The sequence below is a fragment of the Phenylobacterium sp. genome, assembly GCF_019636135.1.
Classification (GTDB): domain Bacteria; phylum Pseudomonadota; class Alphaproteobacteria; order Caulobacterales; family Caulobacteraceae; genus Phenylobacterium.
Map to the genome: position 1 here is coordinate 1 of NZ_JAHBYD010000007.1, position 18,640 is coordinate 18,640.

An 18,640-nucleotide genomic window follows, 5' to 3' on the forward strand; every position below is an offset into this window, starting at 1 on the left:
CCTGGGCGGGCGAGGCGCACGATCCCCGCCGCCGGGCCCGGGTCGCGGCGCGGCAGGCGTTCGTGTTCGCGAGCGCCGCGGCCGAGGGGCCCATCGGGCCCTGGGGCCTGGTGGCACGGGACGGCTGGGCTTGGTTCGGGGCCCGCGGTCGCCGCGACGACGGCCTCTATGCGGCGAGCCTCACGACGGCCGGCGAGGTCGCCGATCCCCAGCCCTACCTCTACGAGCACGCCTTCATTCTTCTGGCGCTGGCGGCCCTGGGCGATGCGGAAGAGGCGCGGTCGATCCTGGCCGCGCTCCAGGCGCTGAGGCATCCGGCGGGCGGGTTCCGGGAAGCGGGCGACCGGCCGTTCCAGGCCAATGCGCACATGCACCTGTTCGAGGCGGCGCTCGCCTGGGAGGCCGCCGGCGGCGGCGCGGCCTGGACGGCGTTGGCGGACGAGATCGCGGCCCTGGCGCTGGACCGGTTCATCGACCCGGCCAGCGGGGCGCTCCGGGAGTTCTTCGACGCCGGGTGGATGGCGCTCGGCGGCGACGACGCGGTGGTCGAGCCGGGGCATCAGTTCGAGTGGGCGTGGCTGCTGGAACAGTGGGGCGTGGCGCGGCGGCGGCCCGATGCGCGGGCGGCGGCGCGTCGGCTGTTCGACGTGGGGCGCGGTGCGTTCGATGCCGGGCGGGGCGTGGTCTGCAACGCACTTCGGCGCGACCTCAGCGTCCGCGACGCCGGCGCGCGGCTCTGGCCTCAGACCGAGCACCTGAAGGCGGCGCTGATCCTGGGCGAGACCGCGGCGGCGCTGGAGGCCGCCAACGGCCTCGTCGCCTACCTCGAGACGCCGCAGGCGGGCGCCTGGCGCGAGCGGATGGGAGCGGACGGGCGCTTCCTCGAGGAGCCGTCGCCGGCGACCTCGCTCTACCACCTCTACCTGGCGATCCGCGAACTGGCCCAGGTCTCCCGTTCCGACTTCGCGGGCAAACCGTGATAGAGCGCCGCCGATGGTGCTGAATCCCTTCACCGAGACGCCGGCGAAGATCGCCGTGATCGGCCTGGGCTATGTGGGCCTGCCGCTGGCCGTGGCGTTCGCGGCGGAGCACGATGTCGTGGGCTTCGACCTGTCGGCCGCGCGCGTGAGCGAGCTCGCGGCGGGTTCGGACCGCACGCTGGAAGTCGCGCCCGAGGTGCTGAAGGCGGCGAGCCGGCTGACCTTCACGGCGGATCCCGCGGGCCTCGCCGGGTGCAACGTCTTCATCGTCACCGTGCCCACGCCGATCGACGACCACAAGCGGCCCGACCTCACGGCCCTGATGGCGGCCAGCCGCACGGTCGGCGGGGCGATCGGGAAGGGCGGGGTGGTGATCTACGAGTCCACCGTCTATCCCGGCGCGACGGAGGAGGACTGCGTGCCGGTGGTGGCGCAGGTCTCGGGGCTCGCGTTCAACCGCGACTTCCACGCCGGCTACAGCCCCGAGCGGGCCAATCCGGGCGACGCCAACCACCGCCTGGCCGACATCGTGAAGGTGACGTCGGGCTCGACGCCCGAGGCGGCGGACTTCGTGGACGCGCTCTACGCTTCGGTGGTGACGGCCGGCACGCACCGCGCCAGCTCGATCAAGGTGGCCGAGGCGGCGAAGGTGATCGAGAACACCCAGCGCGACCTGAACATCGCGCTCGTCAACGAGTTCGCCCTGATCTTCCACCGGCTGGGGATCGACACCCAGGAGGTGCTGGCGGCGGCGGCCACCAAGTGGAACTTCCTGAACTTCCGGCCCGGCCTGGTCGGCGGCCACTGCATCGGGGTCGACCCCTACTACCTGACCCACAAGGCCGAGGCGCTGGGCTATCGCCCCGAGGTGATCCTGGCCGGCCGGCGCATCAACGACGGCATGGGCGGCTATGTGGCGCGCGAGCTGGTGAAGGCGATGATCCGGCGCGGCGTGCTGGTGAAGGGCGCCCGCGTGCTGGTGATGGGGCTGGCGTTCAAGGAGAACACGCCCGACCTGCGCAACACCCGCGTCATCGACATCGTGCGCGAGCTGGAAGACTACGGCGCCGCCGTCGACGTCTGGGACCCGTGGATCGCGCCCGAGGCGGCCCGCGAGGAGTACGGCCTGGAGCTCATCGCCGCGCCGGCGGCCGGGGCCTACGACGGGGTCGTGCTGGCCGTGGCGCACCGGGAGTTCGCGGCGCTCGGGCCGGACAGGATCCGCGCGCTCGGAACGTCGGGCGCGGTGATGTTCGACGTGAAGGCGCTGCTGCCGAAGACGGCCGCCGACCTGCGGCTCTAAGCCGTCACCTTCCGGAAGAGGCTGCGGAGCGCCTCGCGGTAGACCTCAAGGTAGTCGTCCACCTTCTGCATGGCGCCTTGCGCGTCGGCCGCGAGCTCGGCGCGGCGGTCGAAGGCGTCGAGGATGTAGGCGAGCGCGGCCTCGGTGGTCCGGCCCTGCACCTCGATCCGCCACGGGTAGCCGATGAGGTCGAAGAGGCCGCGGAACTTGCGGCTGTAGGCGATCGGCGCCACCGGCGTGCCGCTGGAGAGCGAGCCGATACAGGCGTGCATGCGCGCCGAGACCACGAAATCCAGGCTGGACAGGAACGACTTGGCCTCCATCGGTCCCGGGAAGTCCGGCACGCGCTCGGCCCAGGGGTGACGTTCGGCGAACTGGTCGGCGGCGCGGCCGTCGTCGTCGTCGGCCGAGAAGCCACGGGCGTGGGTGAACAGGCAGACCTGCGCGCCCTTGGCGCGGAGGCCTTCCATGACGCCGTGGCTGAGGGCGGCGTAGTCGACCTCCAGACCGAACCGATTCGTGCCGGCGGTGGCTTCATGCAGCAGCAGGCCCGAGACGTTGACCCCGACGCGAGGGGTCCGGCCGCCACGCTCGGCGCTGCGGTCCTGAAACGGCACCGCGAAGGCCACGTCGGTGGCCATGGCGCAACGCGCCCTGGGCGCCAGCTTGGCCGTGGCTTCGACCGACGGCAGGTCGCGGGTGATGACCGCCTCGGCGCGGTTCATCGCCCAGCCGGCCATCATGGACTGCGGCTGGCGGCTGAACGGCCCGATGGTCTGCGGCGAGAGCAGGAGCGGTGTCCCGCCCAGGATGGTCAGCATCTTCGTCGACCACAGGAAGGCGAAGCGTTTGGGGCCGTATATGTCGGTGAAGCTGTCGCCGCTGCCGATGTCGAGCACGCAGTCCTGCGCGTTCAGCGTGCGGAAGGCGCGGCGCGGGTCGACCACCGCGCGGGTGTCGACGACGAACTGCGGCGCTTCCTCCGCCGGCACATAGCGGTCCATGCCGTCGCGCATGCCGATGATCGTGAAACGGGGCGTCAGGCCCAGTTCGGCGCAGACGCCGCGCACGATGGCCATGTTGCCGAGGGTGAGCGCGCCGACGCCCAGGTTGCCGGCGCTGGCGGAGTGCCAGAGCAGGCCGATCTTGATATCCTTGCCCGTCATCAGCGCCTCTGCGCGCCGAGTCGAACGCCGACGCGGCTCAGCGGATATCCCGCCGCCGAGCCCCGGTAAAGCGTGGCCTCAGGCCGTGTAGCCGAGCTTGCCATGGTCGTCGCCGCTGATCCCGAAGGCGGCGCGTTCGGCGCAGAGGACCCTAGGCCGGATCGCGTCGCGCGTGTCACAGTCCATGGCGGAAGGCCGCGCCGCGCGGCCCGCCGCCTGAAGCCAGCCTGGGGGAACCGTCCATGCGTCACCTGCTCCTGTCCGCCGCCGTCCTGGCGGGCGTCGCCTTCGCGGGCGCGGCCAGCGCCGAGAACGTCCACGTCAATCCGCAGAACAGCTTCATCTCCAGCGCCGTGAAGGTCCCGGCGGGATCCGAGACGCTCTACGTCAGCGGCATCACGCCCGACGTGGTGGCGGGCGCGCCGGCCGATCGCGCGTTCGGCGACACCAAGACCCAGACGGCGAGCGTGCTCGGCAGGATCGGCGCGATCCTGCAGGGCCAGGGCTACGGCTGGGAGGACGTGGTGATGATGCGCGTGCTGCTGGTCGGCGATCCCGCCAAGGGCGGCGGCATGGACTTCGCCGGCATGATGGAGAGCTACAACGCCGTCTACGGCCCGCTGAAGAAGAAGCCGGCCCGGATCACCTCGCAGGTCGCGGGCCTGGTGCGGCCGGGCATGATGGTCGAGATCGAGGTGCAGGCGGCGAAGAAGCCCTGACTTGAGCGCGGGCCGGAGTCGCGCGAGCGTGCCGGCCATGGATCGACGCCAGTTCTTCGCCCTGGGCGCGGCGGCCGCCGCCGCGCCGGCCATCGGATGGGGCGCGGCGATCCCCGGCCTCCGGGAACTGGGGCCGGCACCGCCGCCCATCGGCCGGCCCGAGCGCGAGGCGCGGATCGCCAGGGCGCAGCGGCTGATGCGCGAGCTGGGCGTCTCGGCCCTGCTGGTCGAACCGGGCTCCAGCCTCACCTACTTCACCGGCGTGCGCTGGGGCCGCAGCGAGCGGCTCACCTGCGCGCTGATCCCGGCGGACGGCGAGGTGACGATCGTCACGCCCTTCTTCGAGGAGCCGTCGGTCCGCGAGAGCCTGGGCGTCGCCGCCAGCGTGCGCACCTGGCAGGAGCACGAGGATCCTCTGGCCCTGGTCGCCGGGTGGCTGAAGGACCGCAAGCTGGCGTCCGGCGTCGTCGGCGTCGAGGAGACCAGCCGCTACTTCATCGTCGACGGCCTGAAGCGGAACCTGCCGACGGTCCAGCTCAGGAACGGCGCGCCGGTGGTCCGCGGCTGCCGGATGATCAAGACCGCGCCCGAGATCGCGCTGATGCAGCGCGCGTCGGACATCACCATGGCGGCCTACCGCTACACGATCCCGCGCATCGGGGCCGGCATGCGGCCCTCCGACATCGGGGCGATCATGGACCGCGCCACGGCGCAGCTCGGCGGCGAGCCCGAGTTCTCGCTGATCCTGCTGGGCGAGGCCTCGGCCTATCCGCACGGGTCGGGCAAGCCCCAGGCGGTGAAGCCCGGCGAGGTGGTGCTGATGGACTGCGGCTGCGTCTTCGAGGGCTACCAGTCCGACATCTCGCGCACGCTGGTGTTCGGCGAGGCCACGGCCAGGCAACGCAAGGTGTGGAACGAGGTGAAGCGCGGGCAGGACCTCGCCTTCGCCGCGGCGAGGCTGGGCGCGACCTGCGGCAGCGTCGACGACGCGGCGCGCGGCTACTACGCCAGCCTGGGCTACGGCCCCGACTACAGGCTGCCGGGCCTGTCGCACCGCACCGGCCACGGCATCGGCATGGACGGCCACGAGCCGGTGAACCTGGTCCGCGGGGAGGCGACGACGCTGGCGCCCGGCATGTGCTTCTCGGACGAGCCCGGCCTCTACATCCCCGGCGAGTTCGGCATCCGCCTGGAGGACTGCTTCCACATGACGGAGCAGGGCCCGAAGTGGTTCTCGCAGCCCTCGAAGTCGCTGGACGAGCCGGTCTAGGTCCAGGAGAGCTGGTTCCTGGGTAGCCGGCCCGAGGGGTCGTGCGCCTGCACCCGATGCGGCAGGTCGGGTCCCCATCGCCAGAGGATCAGGTTCGTGTCGCCGGAGGCTGCGCCGTGCGCATAGCTGGGCGCCAGCATGCCCGCGGCGTTCCGGTCGAGGAGGCGCTTCACGACCTCATGCGAAGCCGGGCGCCGCCCGGCCGCGCGGTCTTCGGCCCACGCGCAGGCAAGGTCGTCGGGCTGTACCGCCTGCACCGCGCAAGCCGCCGGCGTCCGAAGGTCGACCACGTCGTCGCAGTCGATCGTGTACGCGCAGAGGAGCAGAGGTTCGAGCCGATGAAGGAAGCCGCCCGCAGCCTCCCGCACCGCCGTCATCGGTGAGAGCGAGAGGTAGAGCGCTTCGAGGCCCGGCCAGTTGAACCGGCCGCCTCGCAACGCCGCACCGCGCCCCGAGAGCGGTGTCCAGGACCAGCGGGGATCGTGGGCTCGGAACGCCTCGCCCACGAACCTCAAGCGTAGCCGCCGGTGGCGACGTGATCGAGGTAGTCACGGACGGCGGCGGCGTCGCCGGACTTCACGAGGGACTCGGCCGTCCGCTGGCCGAAGGCGGGAATGGGCTCGGCGCGGTACCAGGCCATGGCCTGGGCGGGGCCGCCGGCCCAGTCTTCGATCCGGCGCAGGATTTCCAGCATCTCGCGCAGGCGGCTCTGGGTCTTCGGCGCGTTGCGCCGTTCGACCTTCTGCAACGTCTCGCGGGCCAGACCGGCTGTATCGGCCAATTGCGCGTTGGTCATGCCGAACAGCGTGGCCGCGCCGAGCAGGTCGACGCCGCTGGGGCCGAGCACGTCGGCCGCAGAGCGAAGGGGGGGCTGGCGAAGGGCTGCGCTGCGAGCGGTCATGGCCATGCCTGTCAATCTGTCCCAGTATCAGGACATAACATAGGGCATTGGTTCCTTGAGTTCAAATTCCGCGCCGCCTCACACCCCGTAGTACTCGCGGTACCAGTCGACGAAGCGGCCGACGCCGACGTCGATGGAGGTCGAGGGGGCGTAGTCGAGGACGGCCTGGGTCTCGGCGGTGTCGGCCTCGGTGGCGGAGACGTCGCCGGGCTGCATGGGCAGGAAGTTGATCTCGGCCTTCCTGCCGAGCTTCTCCTCCAGCACCTCGATGTAGCGCATCAGCTCGACGCGGCGGCTGGCGCCGAGGTTCAGGATGCGCCAGGGCGCGGCGCTGGTGGCGGGGTCGGGCCTAGTGGCGTCCCAGGCGGGGTTCGGCGCGGGCGGGCGCTCGATGGCGGCGACCAGGCCATCCACGATGTCGTCGACGTAGGTGAAGTCGCGCTGCATCCGGCCCTCGCCGTACACGTCGATGGGCTGGCCCTTCAGGATCGCGTCGGTGAACTTGAAGAGCGCCATGTCGGGCCGGCCCCAGGGGCCGTAGACGGTGAAGAACCGGAAGCCGGTGGCGGGGATGCCGAAGAGGTGGGCGTAGGCGTGGGCCATCGCCTCGTTGGCCGCCTTGCTGGCCGAGTAGAGCGTGATCGGATGGGTGGCGGCGTCGTGGACGCTGAACGGCAGGTTCGCGTGGTTGCCGTAGATCGAGCTGGTCGAGGCGTAGACCAGGTGGCGCGGCGGGTGCGCGCGGCAACCCTCCAGGATGTTCAGGAAGCCCACGACGTTGGAGTCCACGTAGGTCTCGGGGCTCTCCAGGCTGTAGCGGACGCCGGCCTGGGCGGCGAGGTTGACCACCGCGGCGGGCTTCGTCTCGGCGAACACCTGCGGCATGCGTTCACGGTCGGCGAGATCGACGGCCGCGTGGCGGTAGCCCGCGTAGCCTTCGAGGATCGCGAGGCGGGCCGCCTTCAGCCTGGGATCGTAGTAGGCGTTGAGGATGTCGAGGCCGACCACCGCCCGGCCCGCCTCGAGCAGGCGGCGCGAGAGGTGGAAGCCGATGAAGCCGGCCGAGCCGGTGACCAGGATCGTCAAGCGAGCGCCTCAGGACACGCGCGGGATCGCGCTCCGCCTGAGGTAAAGGGCGTCGGCCGCGAAGGCTAGCGTCCGAGGCCGACCACGTTGCGCGGAGGCACGGCGCGGGTCTCCTCGGCGGCGACGGCGGCCTTGCGGGCCTCGATCACCTCGACGGCGCGCATCTGGCTGAGCACCGGGAACATCGCCGAGAGGCCGGCGACCAGGAAGCCCAGGCGGCCTTCGCGGAAGCCGCCGCGGACCACGTAGCCGGTCAGGAAGGTCGCCGCGGCCGCCAGCAGGCTGGAGGTCAGCCCCCTGGCGCGGCCGTCGTCGGCCAGATCCTCGGCGGCGAGGCCGGTCAGCCGGTTGAGGCGTTCCATCAGGCCGCCGACGTCCCGGCCCACCACGCGGCGGATCGCGCCCTTGAGCGCGCCACCGGGCGCGCCGGCGAGCACGTAGGGGGCGTTGAGGCGACGCGGCTCCCAGGCCTTCAGGCCACGCTTGAAGAGCCGGGCCCCCCGGCGGGCGCCGAGCGCGCCGGCCCAGCCGTTGCGCACGAGGGTCTCGCCCACGTAGTTGTCGATCGGCAGGTCGTACCAGTCGCCGACGGGGCGCATCTGGATGGCGGCGCGGATCTCCCAGGCGACGGCGGCGTCGACCAGCTCGTCGGGCTCGACCTCCAGGATCCACTGCGAGGAGGCGGCTTCGACGCCGGCCAGCTTGCGCTGGCTCTCCAGCGGGAAGATGCCGTCGATCACGACCGCGCCGTGCCGGCGCGCGATCTCCTGGCTGCGATCGGTGCAGCGGTCGGCGACCACCACGACCTCGTCGCAGAAGCTGAGCTTCCTCAGGCATGCGTCCAGGAGCGCCTCCTGGTTCTGCACGCAAACGATCGCCGTGAGCTTCGCCACGTTTCCCCGCTCCCGTCCCACCATGGGATTAGACGCCGCGGGCGAAGACGGCCCCCCAGCGGCCGTCCGGCTTTATGTTCAGAATGCGGCGGCGAGTCGCAGGCCGAAGGTGCGGGGGCGCTGCGGGGTAGCCTGGCGGACGGCTTCGATCACGTCGGTCGTGGTCGGATCGTCGGCGAAACTGAAGGGATTGCCGTACGAGAAGGTGTCGCCGTCGTCGTTCAGCGGATTGGTGACGAAGGCGGTCAGGCGCCAGTGGTTGCCGGACACTTCCGCGGAGAGCTCGGTGCGCAGGTATTGGTCGGTCCGGGGCGGCTGGTCGAACGAAAGTCCGGAGCGGCCCACGTAGCTGGCCTCGCCCACGAGCCTCAGGGTCAGCGCGTCGTTCAGGGGCCGCCGGTAGACCGCGAGCAGCCCCGCCGAGAGGTCGGGCACGCCGGGCAGCTTGTCGGCGATGCGTGTGGTCGGCGTGGTCGGGAAGTCGGGATTGATGTTGCGGACCTTGGAGTCCGAGACGAGGCCGTTGGCCTGCAGCGACAGGCCGAAGGGGAAGTCGTAGCTCACCTCGGCTTCGACGCCGAGGATGCGTGCATCGCCCACGTTGGCCGTGTAGGCGAGGCCTGACTGCCGGTACTGGTCCGTCTGGATGTTGGCCCAGTCGTCATAGTAGGCGGCCGTGCGGACGATGAGCCGGTTGTCGAGCCGTCGGAATTTCGCGCCGAGCTCGAAGTTGCGTAGCCGATCGGGGCGGAACGTCGTGCGCGCCGCGCGGATCGGCAGGAAGCCCGAGGAGTTGAAACCGCCGGGCCTGTAGCCTTCCGTGACGAGGGCGTAGACGAGGTCGCCGTTCGTGAACTCGCGCTGCAGCGAGATCTTGGGCGAGAAGCCGTCGAAGCCGCGCTTCTGATCGAAGAAGCGCGACGCGAAGGGGGCCCTGATCCGCAGGTCGGCGGTGGTGCGCACCCGGCTCTCGAACGTGCGGCCGCCCAGCGACGCGGTCCAGCCGTCGCCCAGGTCGTAGGTCGCCTCGCCATAGAGCGCGTACTCGGAGAGCCGATCCTTCCGGTTCTCCATATAGGCCGTCTGGACCACGCCGGGGGCCAGGAACGCCAGCGACGACGGCGTGCGCGCCACGGTGCGGGCGGCATAGACGCCGATCAGCCAGTCCAGCCTGCCGGAGTTCTCCGATCGGGCCACGAGATCCTGCACGAACATGTTGGAACGGGTCGTCTCGCCATAGACGCCGAGCTCCGCGAGGTCCGCCGCGAAGAGCCCGCGGGTGGCGGTCGCGTCGTACTGGCTCGAGAAGACGTGGTGGATGAAGTTCGTCGACGAGGTGACGCTGCCCCAGCCGTACTCGCCGTTCAGCGTGGCGCCGGCGGAGGAGAAGTCGTTGTTGTGCGTCTCGCGGATGCGGTTGCCGCGCCCGTCGGGCGCGCCGACGGCTCCATCGCCGGCCTCCTGCGGCATGCCGGGCATGCGGCGCGTCACCGCGGTCATCGGCGAGATGACGTACTGGGTGTCGTTCGAGCGCAGGTGCTGGGTGGCGGCGAGCGCATCCAGGCGCCAGTGGTCGTCGAACTGGACGCGCACGCTGAGGCGGCCCCCGTCGCGGCGCGTCTGATCCACATTGGTGCTGCGCAGCACGAGGTCGTCGAGGTAGCCGCCCTGGACCTCGCGATAGGCGGCGAGCCGGACCCCGATCCTGTCGTGTACGATCGGGACGCTCAGGTAGCCGTCGATGTCGTGGCTGGTTCCGCCGCCCTTGGTGGTGGCGATCGAAGCCGAGGCGCCGGCCTCCATGTGCGCGAGGTCGGGCTTGGCCGTGACGATCTTGTAGATGCCGGCGATCGAGCCCGAGCCGTAGAGCGCCCCTTGTGGCCCCCGCACCACCTCGATCCGCTCGACGTCGACCAGCCGAAGGTCGGGATCGGGGGCGTTGAAGTTGATCGGGGCGTCGTCGAGATAGGTCGAGACCGTGGTCCGCGTGCGCCCCGTGAAGGCGCCGTCCGAAAGGCCGCGGATGAGAAGCTTGTCGCGGCCGGGGCCGAGGTTGGTCGAAAGCACCCCGGCGAGCTGTCCGATGGTCTGGCCGACGTCGTTGGCGCGGGTGCTGGCGATCTGGTCGCGGGAGATGGCGCTGACGCCGGCGGGCAGGCGATTCGGCGCGGCCGGGCGTTTGGTGGCGGTGACCATCACCTCCGCCACGACGGTCTGCGTGTGCGGCGGGTCGCGGGTCGGCGGCAGCTCGATGAGCGGCGGCGCGGCCGTGATCCGTACGGTCCGCGCGTCGACGATCCGATAGCGGCAGGGCGCGCCGGCCAGGATGCGGCCGAGCGCTTCTTCCAGCGTGTAGCGGCCCGAAACCTCGACGCGGCCGCCGGAACCGCAGCTGGCGGTGCCCAGGATGGAGACGTTGGCCTGCAGGCCGAGGTCGATCAGGGCGTCGGCGTAGGTGCGCGGCGGGATCTGGACGCGCAGGCGCGATTCGGCGGCGTCGGCCGTTCGCCCCGCCGCGCAGGCGAGGGCGACACCGCCCAACAGGACACCCTGCAGAGACAGGCTCCGCCGTCGAATGGCTCCACGCGCCCCGGTTGACAGGCCCTACGCAGGATCGCGCTTGAGGACCAGACCTGGGCCGGAACGTACCGCGCTGACGGGAACGAGCAAGGCGAGGCGACGGATTACCGCATCCTGGCTGTCCAGGACGAGGACGCCGGAGATGGGCGTCGCCGCAAGAGCCGCGTCCTCGATGTGGATCTGGGTTGAAAACTGCTGGTTGAGGTCGGCGACAACCTCGCTCAGAGGCTGTCCGCGATAGACGAGACGGCCGGTGCGCCAGCCGAGCACTTCCGCGGGTTCGGCGGTGGCGACCTGGGCGGTCGGCGCGCCTTCCTGATGGTCGAGGCGCTGGCCCGGGTGCAGCCGGTAGGCCTTGCCGGCGGCCCCCGCGGCGGGCCGGACCTCCACGGCGCCGCGGGCGACCGTGACCGAGACCTTGCCGGCCAGGCGGCGGACGTCGAACTGGGTGCCGACCACGCGCACCGTGCGGTCGCCGGCGGCCACGTAGAAGGGACGGCGTGCGGCATGGGCCACGTCGAAGACGGCCTGGCCTTCGCTCAGCGTCACATAGCGCCCGTCGCGCGCCAGGGTCACCGACAGCCGCGTCCCGCCGTTGAGGTCGATGGTCGAGCCGTCGGCGAGCTCGACCGTGCGGCGCTCGCCCTTGGCGGTGGCGTAGGTCTCGGTGGCGGGGCCGGTGAGTCCCGGCGCGATCACGACCGCAAGGGCGGCCGCCGCCGCGGCGGCGCCGAAACCCACGATCGCGCGGCGGCGCAGCTCGTGCCGAAGCGGAACGGCGCGGCGCTGCGACAGCCGCCGCGCCACCGCCGGACCGGCGTCGTCGTAGGCCTGGGAGACCGAAAGCGCGGCGTCGAACGCCGAGGTGTTCTCGGGCGACGCCGAGAGCCAGGCGTCGAAGGCCACAGCCTCGGGTTCACCGAGGTCTCCGGCTTCGAGCCGGACGACCCAGGCCGCCGCGTCGTCGCGCCGGGCCTCGTCGCCGTATCGCCAACTGAGGTTCATCCGCCCTTTCCGGCCCGCCACCCGCGACGGCCCGTCGCACCCTTAGACGTCACCGACAGCCCCGACCCCCCGGTCGAAAAATGCAATTCCTGGTAGAAAATCATCGGCCCAGTCTCGCGGTCAGCGCCTTCAGTGCGGCCGAGACATGCTTTTCGACTGATTTGACCGAGATGCCCATGGCCTGGGCGGTCTCGGCATGGCTCCTTCCTTCCAGTTTGTGCATTCGGAAGGCGCGTTGCTGTTGTGGGGGCAGATCGCCGGCGGCCTCGACCAGTTGGCGCAGGCGCTGTCGCGACGCGACGGCCTCGTCGGCCGGGACGAGTTCGGCCACGTCCTCGTCGCCGACCGTGGCGTGCGCGATGCGACGCCAGGCGGCGTCGCGGGCGGTCGCTCGGGCCTCGCCGCGGGCGCGGTCCAGCATGACGTTGTTGGCGATGCGGTAGATGAGCGCCACCGGATTCTCGGCGGTCACGCCCAGGTCGCGGGTGGCGATCTTGACGTAGAGTTCCTGCGCGAGGTCCTCGGCGACGCTCGCCGAGCCGGAGCGGGCGGCGAAGTAGCGGACGAGGTTGCCCCGCCGCTCGAGGTAGATCTCGAGCAAGGGGTCGGTGGGCCGCTGGGCCCCGGTGTCCGCCAACAGGCTCATGCCGCCCCCAGCAATGCCCGAATCCATCTGCGCCGCCAACGTCGCACGCGTCACAGGAGCGGTCGGCGGTGTCGCAGGCTGGGGGGGCGGGCGCGTTCGGCGGCGTCTCAAGCTTCGACGCCTCTATGGTTCGCGGCGCCCGGATGGGCCGCCGTCCTTGGGGAATGGCGTCGTGGCGTGCGGGTCGCGGGGGAGCGGCCCGCACGTCCAGCCCCTCTGTCGACCCCGCGCAAAATGATTCGACCTTCCGTAGGGGGAGTTGCGCGAGAACGCATCCGGCGGCGCCGTCCGGCCGAACATTTCCTCGATCCGTCCACACGATAGCGCGATGTTGAGGGGGTTCGGACTGGCCCGCGGTATGCAGAGCGGCGCGGAGCCACTATGACGATTGTCCACGGTGAGACAGCGCACGGCCACGCCCGATGCGCTCAAATGGGGTTCGAGGAGTAGCTGACCTATGAGCTTTAGGACCGTGCCGGGTCTCGAACCCGCGCCGACCAGACACGCCAAGCTCGTACAGTGGGTGCGTGACATCGCCGCGATGACCGAACCGGACCGCGTGGTCTGGTGCGACGGATCGGACGAGGAGTGGGACCGCCTGACCGCCGAGCTGGTCGCCGCGGGCACGCTGAAGCCGCTGAACCCGCAGAAGCGCCCGAACTCGTTCTACGCGGCGTCGGACCCGCGGGACGTGGCGCGCGTCGAGAGCCGCACGTTCATCTGCTCGGAAAGGCCCGAGGACGCCGGCCCGACCAACAACTGGCTCGACCCCGCCGAGATGCGGTCGGACCTGAAGGACCTGTTCAAGGGCGTGATGCGCGGGCGGACCATGTATGTGGTGCCGTTCTGCATGGGCCCGCTGGGCTCGAAGATCAGCCAGCTCGGCGTCGAGATCACCGACAGCGCCTATGTGGCCGTGTCGATGCGGATCATGACCCGGATGGGCAAGGGCGCGCTGGACATGCTGGGCGACGACGGCTTCTTCGTGCCGGCCGTCCACTCGGTGGGCCTGCCGCTCGTGGACGGGGCCAAGGACGTCCCGTGGCCCTGCAACGAGATCAAGTACATCGTCCATTTCCCCGAGAGCCGGGAGATCTGGTCCTACGGCTCGGGCTACGGCGGCAACGCCCTGCTGGGCAAGAAGTGCTTCGCGCTGCGCATCGCCTCGGTCATGGCCCGCGACGAGGGCTGGTTCGCCGAGCACATGCTGATCCTGAAGCTGACGTCGCCGGAAGGGCAGGCGAAGTACGTCGCGGCCGCCTTCCCGAGCGCCTGCGGCAAGACCAACATGGCCATGCTGCAGCCGACGCTGAAGGGCTGGAAGGCCGAGACGATCGGCGACGACATCTGCTGGATGCGCTTCGGCGACGACGGCCGCCTCTATGCGATCAACCCGGAAGCGGGCTTCTTCGGCGTCGCGCCCGGCACCGGCGAGGTGACCAACAAGAACGCGATCGACTCCCTGTGGGGCAATTCGATCTTCACCAACGTGGCGCTGACCGACGACGGCGACGTCTGGTGGGAAGGCCTGACGGAAGAGGCGCCGGCGCACCTGATCGACTGGAAGGGCCGCGACTGGACGCCCGACAGCGACGAGCCGGCCGCGCACCCGAACGCGCGCTTCACCGTGCCCGCCTCGCAGTGCCCGGTGGCCGCGGCCGAGTGGGAGGACCCCGCCGGCGTGCCGATCTCGGCCATCCTGTTCGGCGGGCGCCGCGCCTCGGCGGTGCCGCTGGTGACGGAAGCCCGCGACTGGACGCACGGCGTCTTCATGGCCTCGAACGTCGCCTCGGAAGGCACCGCGGCGGCCGAGAACGCCATCGGCGAGCTGCGCCGCGACCCGTTCGCGATGCTGCCCTTCTGCGGCTACAACATGGGCGACTACTTCGGCCACTGGCTGAAGATGGGCGAGACGGCGCCGGACGCCTCGAAGCTGCCCCGCATCTTCTTCGTGAACTGGTTCCGCAAGGACGAGCGCGGGAAGTTCGTGTGGCCCGGCTACGGCGAGAACAGCCGCGTGCTGAAGTGGATCGCCGAACGCCTGGACGGCAAGGCCGACGCCGTCGACACGCCGATCGGCCGCCTGCCCACGAAGGCCAGCCTGGACACCTCGGGGCTCACGCTCACCGACGCGCAACTGGACCTGCTGCTGAGCGTCGACCCGGCGATCTGGCGCAAGGAGGCCGCCCTGATCCCGGCCTTCTACGACCGCTTCGGCGAGGCCACGCCCAAGGCCCTGTGGGGCGAGTACGAGGCCCTGGTGGCCCGTCTCGAAGCCGCGGAGACGCCCGAGCGGGTGGTCGCGGCCGAGTAGGCTTGTTAGGGGGCGCAGAGATTCCATATAGTCAGCTGACTAGATGGAGGGCCGCATGAACGCATGGAAGTTGGAGTCGGCGAAGGCGCGTCTCAGCGAAGTCGTGCGGCAGGCTAGGGACGAGGGGCCGCAAACGATCACGGTGCGTGGCCGCGAGGCTGCGGTGGTAGTGTCGACGGAAGAGTATCGGCGGCTCAAGGGCGGCGATGGCAAGCATTGGGTCGATCGTCTGAGGGCGATCGGTCCCATCGACTTCGAGTTCGAGCGCGACCCTGACACCGGCCGAGATATCGACCTTTGAGAGGGTGGTTGCTCGACACGAACGTCGTGTCCGAACCCCTACGCGCCAAGCCTGATCCCCGCGTGGTTCGCTGGCTGTACGAGCAACCCGTCGAGCGCACATTTGTGAGCGTGCTGACGCTGGCCGAAATAGACCAGGGTATCGAGCACCTGCCTCTCGCGGATCCGCGACAACGGAAATACGAGAGTTTTCGCGATAGCCTCGAGGCTGATTTCGCGGGTCGCGTCCTGCCGCTTGAGAGCGATGTCGTGCGCCTCTGGGGCACTCTGGCCGGACGCTATCAGCGGACGTTCGGCGGCCGGCCTCCCGTTGTCGATGCCCTCCTGACAGCGACCGCGCAGCATCGCCGGCTGTATGTGGCGACGCGAAACTTAAAGGATGTGCGGAACCTGGGTTGGAGCGCCTTCAATCCCTGGACGGACGATCCTGCCGACTTTCCGATCGTCGCCTGAGGGCTCAGCCGCCGGTAACGACGCGCAGGCTGGGCGGCGCGGCGGGCTTCTCGCCGCGGACCTGGGCGACCAGGTCGAAGAGGGCGCGCCGGACGGCCTCGACGTCGCCGTCGCGGGCGACCTGGGCCAGTTCCTCCAGATGGCCGGGCGTCATCCGCAGGGCCGAGTTGGTGATGACCTCCAGGACCTTGTGCGCGGCCGGCAGCGAGGTCTCGGTCTCGTCCAGCAGCGCCTCGGTCAGCTTCTCGCCCGGCCGCAGGCCGGTGATCTCGATCTCGATGTCCTTGCGCCCCGAGAGCGCGATCATCTGCTGCGCCAGCTCCAGGATCGAGACCGCGTCGCCCATCTCCAGCAGGAAGAGGCGGGAGTCGCGCCGGTCGTCCTCGTGGCAGGCGGCCGTGGCGTGCAGGACGAGCTGCGACGCCTCGGGGATGGTCATGAAGAAGCGCGTCATCTCCGGGTGCGTCACCGTCACCGGCCCGCCGCGCTCGATCTGCGACTTGAAGATCGGCACCACCGAGCCGGACGAGCCCAGGACGTTGCCGAAGCGGACGGCCGAGAAGCGCGTGACGCTGTCGTTGGTGGTCTGCTGGGCCTGGATCACCGCCTCGGCCAGGCGCTTGGTGGCGCCCATGGCGTTGGTGGGGTCGACGGCCTTGTCGGTGGAGATCAGCACCATCTGGCCGGCGCCGGCGGCCTTGGCGGCCTCGCAGACGTTCCAGGTGCCGATGACGTTGGTGAGCAGCCCCTCGGCCGGATGCCGCTCGACCATCGAGACATGCTTCAGCGCCGCGGCGTGGAAGACGAGGTCGGGGCGCTCGGCCACGAACACGCTGGCCAGCCGCCTGGCGTGGCGCACGTCGCAGAGCACGGCCTTGGTCGAGATGTGCGGGAAGGTCTCGCGCATCTCGCGCTCGATCTCGAAGAGCGCGGTCTCGGAGAAGTCGACGACGGTGAGGTGGCCGCAGCCGAAGCTGGCGACCTGGCGGCAGAGCTCCGCGCCGATGGAGCCGCCGGCGCCGGTGACCAGGATGCGGCGGCCCTGGATCAGGCGCCCGATGGCGCCGCGGTCGAGCTCGATCGGGTCGCGGGCCAGCAACTCCTCGATGTGGATGTCGCGCACCGGGACGAGCGTCAGCCCGTCGTGGTGGCTCAGCTCGACGATCGAGGGCAGGCGCAGCAGGCGGACGCCATCGGTCTTGAGGCGGCCCAGCAGGTCGGCGGTGAGGCCCTTCAGCTTGCCAGGCTCCTCCAGGAAGAGGATGGCGCGCGGATAGCGGTTCCAGCGGCGCAGGTCCGCCAGCGCCTCGTCGAGGCGGTCGATGGCGTCGAGGATGCAGACCCCGCGGACCTGGGCGCCCACGTCGCGGCGATCCGTGCCGATGATGCCGACGGGCGTATAGCTGTGGTCATGGCTGCGGGCCATGTCGCGCAGGTAGGTGTCGGCCAGCGACGGCGGGCCGATCAGCAGCAGCGACGGGGCCTGGGCCATGCGGTCGCTGATGGCCTTCAGCGGCGAGAAGGTCTCGAGGGCATGCTCGTGCAGGGCGCGGCGCAGGATGCGCACGCCCATGGCGCTGACCATCTGGAACAGCGGGGCCATCACCAGTGTCGAGCGCGGCAGGCCCTCGGCGCGGTCGAGGACGAAGCAGGCGAGCAGGAAGACCCCGACCGTCAGCAGCGCGCTGCGCGCCAGCACGAGGGCGTCGGGGATCGAGACATAGCGCCAGGGCGACATCTCGCCCCGGAAGAGGATGCTGAAGCCGCCCGCGATGGCGGCGTACAGGGCGGCGAGCTGGAAGAACGACATCGCGCCGGCCTGGCCGAAGCCGAGTTCGGGCTGGGTCGGGGTGACGAAGAAGGCGACCGCGAAGGCCAGCGCCGCGAGCAGCACGTCGAACACGACGGTCTGGGCCCGGACGGCCATCCGCTCCATGCGCCGAACTCCGCTCACGTCGTGTCGATTCCCAACCATAGGCGCGTCGAGTGGGACCGCCAGCGAAAACAGGACTTTGCGGAGGTTCTTCCGCGAAGGGGCGCGCCTGCGGAGCAGGCGGGCCGGCGAGCGCCGGGAACTTAGGTAGCGGGGCGCCGCGAGGCAACGAAAAAGCCGCCGCCCCGGGGGCGACGGCTCTCGTAGGCTTCAGCATCCCGACCTGGGGCTACCAGGCGAGCTTGATGCCCCCCACGACGCGGGCGTCGCCGTAGCCCGACGGGTCGGCCGCCTTGGAGACGTTGGTGTCCCAGTAGCGGACGTCGAAGCTGACGTGGTCGTTGAGCGCGAAGCCGACGCCGACGTTCCAGGTGGTGTAGTCGCCCGGGCCGTCCAGTTGCTGGCGCCCGATCGCGCCGCTGATCGAGAACTTGCTGTCCGGGATATCCACCGAGGCGTTCGCTTCGTAGTAGAGGGCGTCGTCGACGGCGCCGAAGAAGTTCGGCGAGTAGTAGGCGGCGACGCCGAGGGTGGCCGGGCCGGCGGGCACGGAGGCGGTCGCCTTGAACTCCCAGTAGTCGTAGTTGGACGCGCCCTTGTCGATGTAGCCGTAGTAGATCACGCCCAGGTCGAGGCTGACGGCCCCGATCGTCGGCGTCACGCCCGCGTAGATGTCGAACTCGGCGTCGGTCGAATCCAGGAAGTCGACGTTCGACACCCAGATGCCCGCGTAGCCGATGCCCACGGTGGCGTCGACGCCGCCGTACACCTGCGGATCCTTGTCGGTCTGGCTGAAGCCGCGGAACAGGTAGTCCGAGGATGCGCCGAGGTTGAAGGAGAAGGACGGACCGGAGTCGTCCTCGGCGGCGGCGGCGCCGGCGAAGCAGAGCGAGGCGGCCGCAGCCACCAGCGCGAGTTTGAGCGTTCTCATGATTATCCCCTCTCATGTGTCCACCCGGCCGTAGCCGGCGGGCGGGGCCATGGTCGTCGGCGGGGGGCTCAGATCAACGCGACGGGGCGGTGACAGCTACGCCGCGGGGCCGCTGACGCAGGAATGATCACGCGACGAAGCCGGCGCCTCGAATTTGGGC

17 protein-coding genes are annotated in these 18,640 nt (G+C 70.6%); 7 read left to right on the forward strand and 10 right to left on the reverse strand.

The window, feature by feature from the left end:
• On the forward strand, nucleotides 1-980 hold a 980-nt coding region (locus KF737_RS06425; RefSeq protein ID WP_296451747.1), incomplete at its 5' end, for an AGE family epimerase/isomerase.
• A 13-nt stretch (nucleotides 981-993) separates the two neighbouring features.
• Nucleotides 994-2,283 carry a nucleotide sugar dehydrogenase gene (locus tag KF737_RS06430; protein WP_296451751.1) on the forward strand — a complete coding sequence of 430 codons (1,290 nt, stop codon included), beginning with the start codon at nucleotides 994-996 and terminating at the stop codon, nucleotides 2,281-2,283.
• Here KF737_RS06430 and KF737_RS06435 read toward each other — a convergent pair.
• The gene (locus KF737_RS06435) at nucleotides 2,280-3,449 is read right to left on the reverse strand and encodes a polysaccharide pyruvyl transferase family protein (protein WP_296451754.1); all 1,170 of its coding nucleotides are present in this window, start codon (nucleotides 3,447-3,449) and stop codon (nucleotides 2,280-2,282) included. The genes KF737_RS06430 and KF737_RS06435 overlap by 4 nt on opposite strands.
• A 242-nt stretch (nucleotides 3,450-3,691) precedes the next feature.
• Here KF737_RS06435 and KF737_RS06440 point away from each other — a divergent pair, with 242 nt between their 5' ends.
• Both KF737_RS06440 and KF737_RS06445 read left to right on the forward strand, forming a co-directional pair.
• Complete coding sequence (locus tag KF737_RS06440; RefSeq protein ID WP_296451757.1) at nucleotides 3,692-4,168, forward strand: Rid family hydrolase; 477 nt, start codon at nucleotides 3,692-3,694, stop codon at nucleotides 4,166-4,168.
• A gap of 37 nt (nucleotides 4,169-4,205) precedes the next feature.
• Nucleotides 4,206-5,438, forward strand: coding sequence for a Xaa-Pro peptidase family protein (locus KF737_RS06445; protein WP_296451759.1), 1,233 nt, complete (start codon nucleotides 4,206-4,208; stop codon nucleotides 5,436-5,438).
• Here the strand turns inward: KF737_RS06445 and KF737_RS06450 are convergent.
• The 7 genes from KF737_RS06450 to KF737_RS06480 all read right to left on the reverse strand — a co-directional run bounded on the left by KF737_RS06450 (nucleotide 5,435) and on the right by KF737_RS06480 (nucleotide 12,549).
• On the reverse strand, nucleotides 5,435-5,944 hold the full coding sequence (locus KF737_RS06450; protein WP_296452161.1) for an RES domain-containing protein: 510 nt from the start codon (nucleotides 5,942-5,944) through the stop codon (nucleotides 5,435-5,437). The genes KF737_RS06445 and KF737_RS06450 overlap by 4 nt on opposite strands.
• Nucleotides 5,945-5,949: 5 nt before the next feature.
• Nucleotides 5,950-6,345 (reverse strand): MbcA/ParS/Xre antitoxin family protein, encoded by a 396-nt coding sequence (locus tag KF737_RS06455; protein WP_296451762.1) that lies wholly within the window; start codon nucleotides 6,343-6,345, stop codon nucleotides 5,950-5,952.
• 72 nt (nucleotides 6,346-6,417) lie between these two features.
• Nucleotides 6,418-7,425, reverse strand: a complete 1,008-nt coding sequence (locus tag KF737_RS06460) for an NAD-dependent epimerase (RefSeq protein ID WP_296451765.1) — start codon at nucleotides 7,423-7,425, stop codon at nucleotides 6,418-6,420.
• 65 nt (nucleotides 7,426-7,490) lie between these two features.
• Nucleotides 7,491-8,318: a glycosyltransferase family 2 protein gene (locus KF737_RS06465; protein ID WP_296451768.1), complete on the reverse strand. Its 828-nt coding sequence runs from the start codon at nucleotides 8,316-8,318 to the stop codon at nucleotides 7,491-7,493.
• 78 nt (nucleotides 8,319-8,396) lie between these two features.
• Nucleotides 8,397-10,859, reverse strand: a complete 2,463-nt coding sequence (locus KF737_RS06470) for a TonB-dependent receptor (protein ID WP_296451771.1) — start codon at nucleotides 10,857-10,859, stop codon at nucleotides 8,397-8,399.
• A gap of 63 nt (nucleotides 10,860-10,922) precedes the next feature.
• Entirely contained in the window at nucleotides 10,923-11,903 is a 981-nt protein-coding gene (locus KF737_RS06475; RefSeq protein ID WP_296451773.1) for a FecR domain-containing protein, read from the reverse strand.
• Between the two features lie 100 nt (nucleotides 11,904-12,003).
• Entirely contained in the window at nucleotides 12,004-12,549 is a 546-nt protein-coding gene (locus tag KF737_RS06480) for an RNA polymerase sigma factor (protein ID WP_296451776.1), read from the reverse strand.
• Between the two features lie 457 nt (nucleotides 12,550-13,006).
• Here KF737_RS06480 and KF737_RS06485 point away from each other — a divergent pair, with 457 nt between their 5' ends.
• Genes KF737_RS06485 through KF737_RS06495 form a run of 3 tightly spaced genes read left to right on the forward strand, consistent with a single transcriptional unit; the run spans nucleotide 13,007 to nucleotide 15,616 of the window.
• Nucleotides 13,007-14,863: a phosphoenolpyruvate carboxykinase (GTP) gene (locus KF737_RS06485; RefSeq protein WP_296451779.1), complete on the forward strand. Its 1,857-nt coding sequence runs from the start codon at nucleotides 13,007-13,009 to the stop codon at nucleotides 14,861-14,863.
• A 55-nt stretch (nucleotides 14,864-14,918) separates the two neighbouring features.
• Nucleotides 14,919-15,164 carry a type II toxin-antitoxin system Phd/YefM family antitoxin gene (locus tag KF737_RS06490; protein ID WP_296451781.1) on the forward strand — a complete coding sequence of 82 codons (246 nt, stop codon included), beginning with the start codon at nucleotides 14,919-14,921 and terminating at the stop codon, nucleotides 15,162-15,164.
• A gap of 8 nt (nucleotides 15,165-15,172) precedes the next feature.
• Nucleotides 15,173-15,616, forward strand: coding sequence for a type II toxin-antitoxin system VapC family toxin (locus tag KF737_RS06495; protein WP_296451784.1), 444 nt, complete (start codon nucleotides 15,173-15,175; stop codon nucleotides 15,614-15,616).
• A gap of 4 nt (nucleotides 15,617-15,620) precedes the next feature.
• Here KF737_RS06495 and KF737_RS06500 read toward each other — a convergent pair whose 3' ends face one another.
• Both KF737_RS06500 and KF737_RS06505 read right to left on the reverse strand, forming a co-directional pair.
• Complete coding sequence (locus KF737_RS06500) at nucleotides 15,621-17,543, reverse strand: nucleoside-diphosphate sugar epimerase/dehydratase (protein ID WP_296451786.1); 1,923 nt, start codon at nucleotides 17,541-17,543, stop codon at nucleotides 15,621-15,623.
• Between the two features lie 235 nt (nucleotides 17,544-17,778).
• Complete coding sequence (locus KF737_RS06505; protein WP_296451789.1) at nucleotides 17,779-18,480, reverse strand: TorF family putative porin; 702 nt, start codon at nucleotides 18,478-18,480, stop codon at nucleotides 17,779-17,781.
• Nucleotides 18,481-18,640 lie beyond the last annotated feature (160 nt).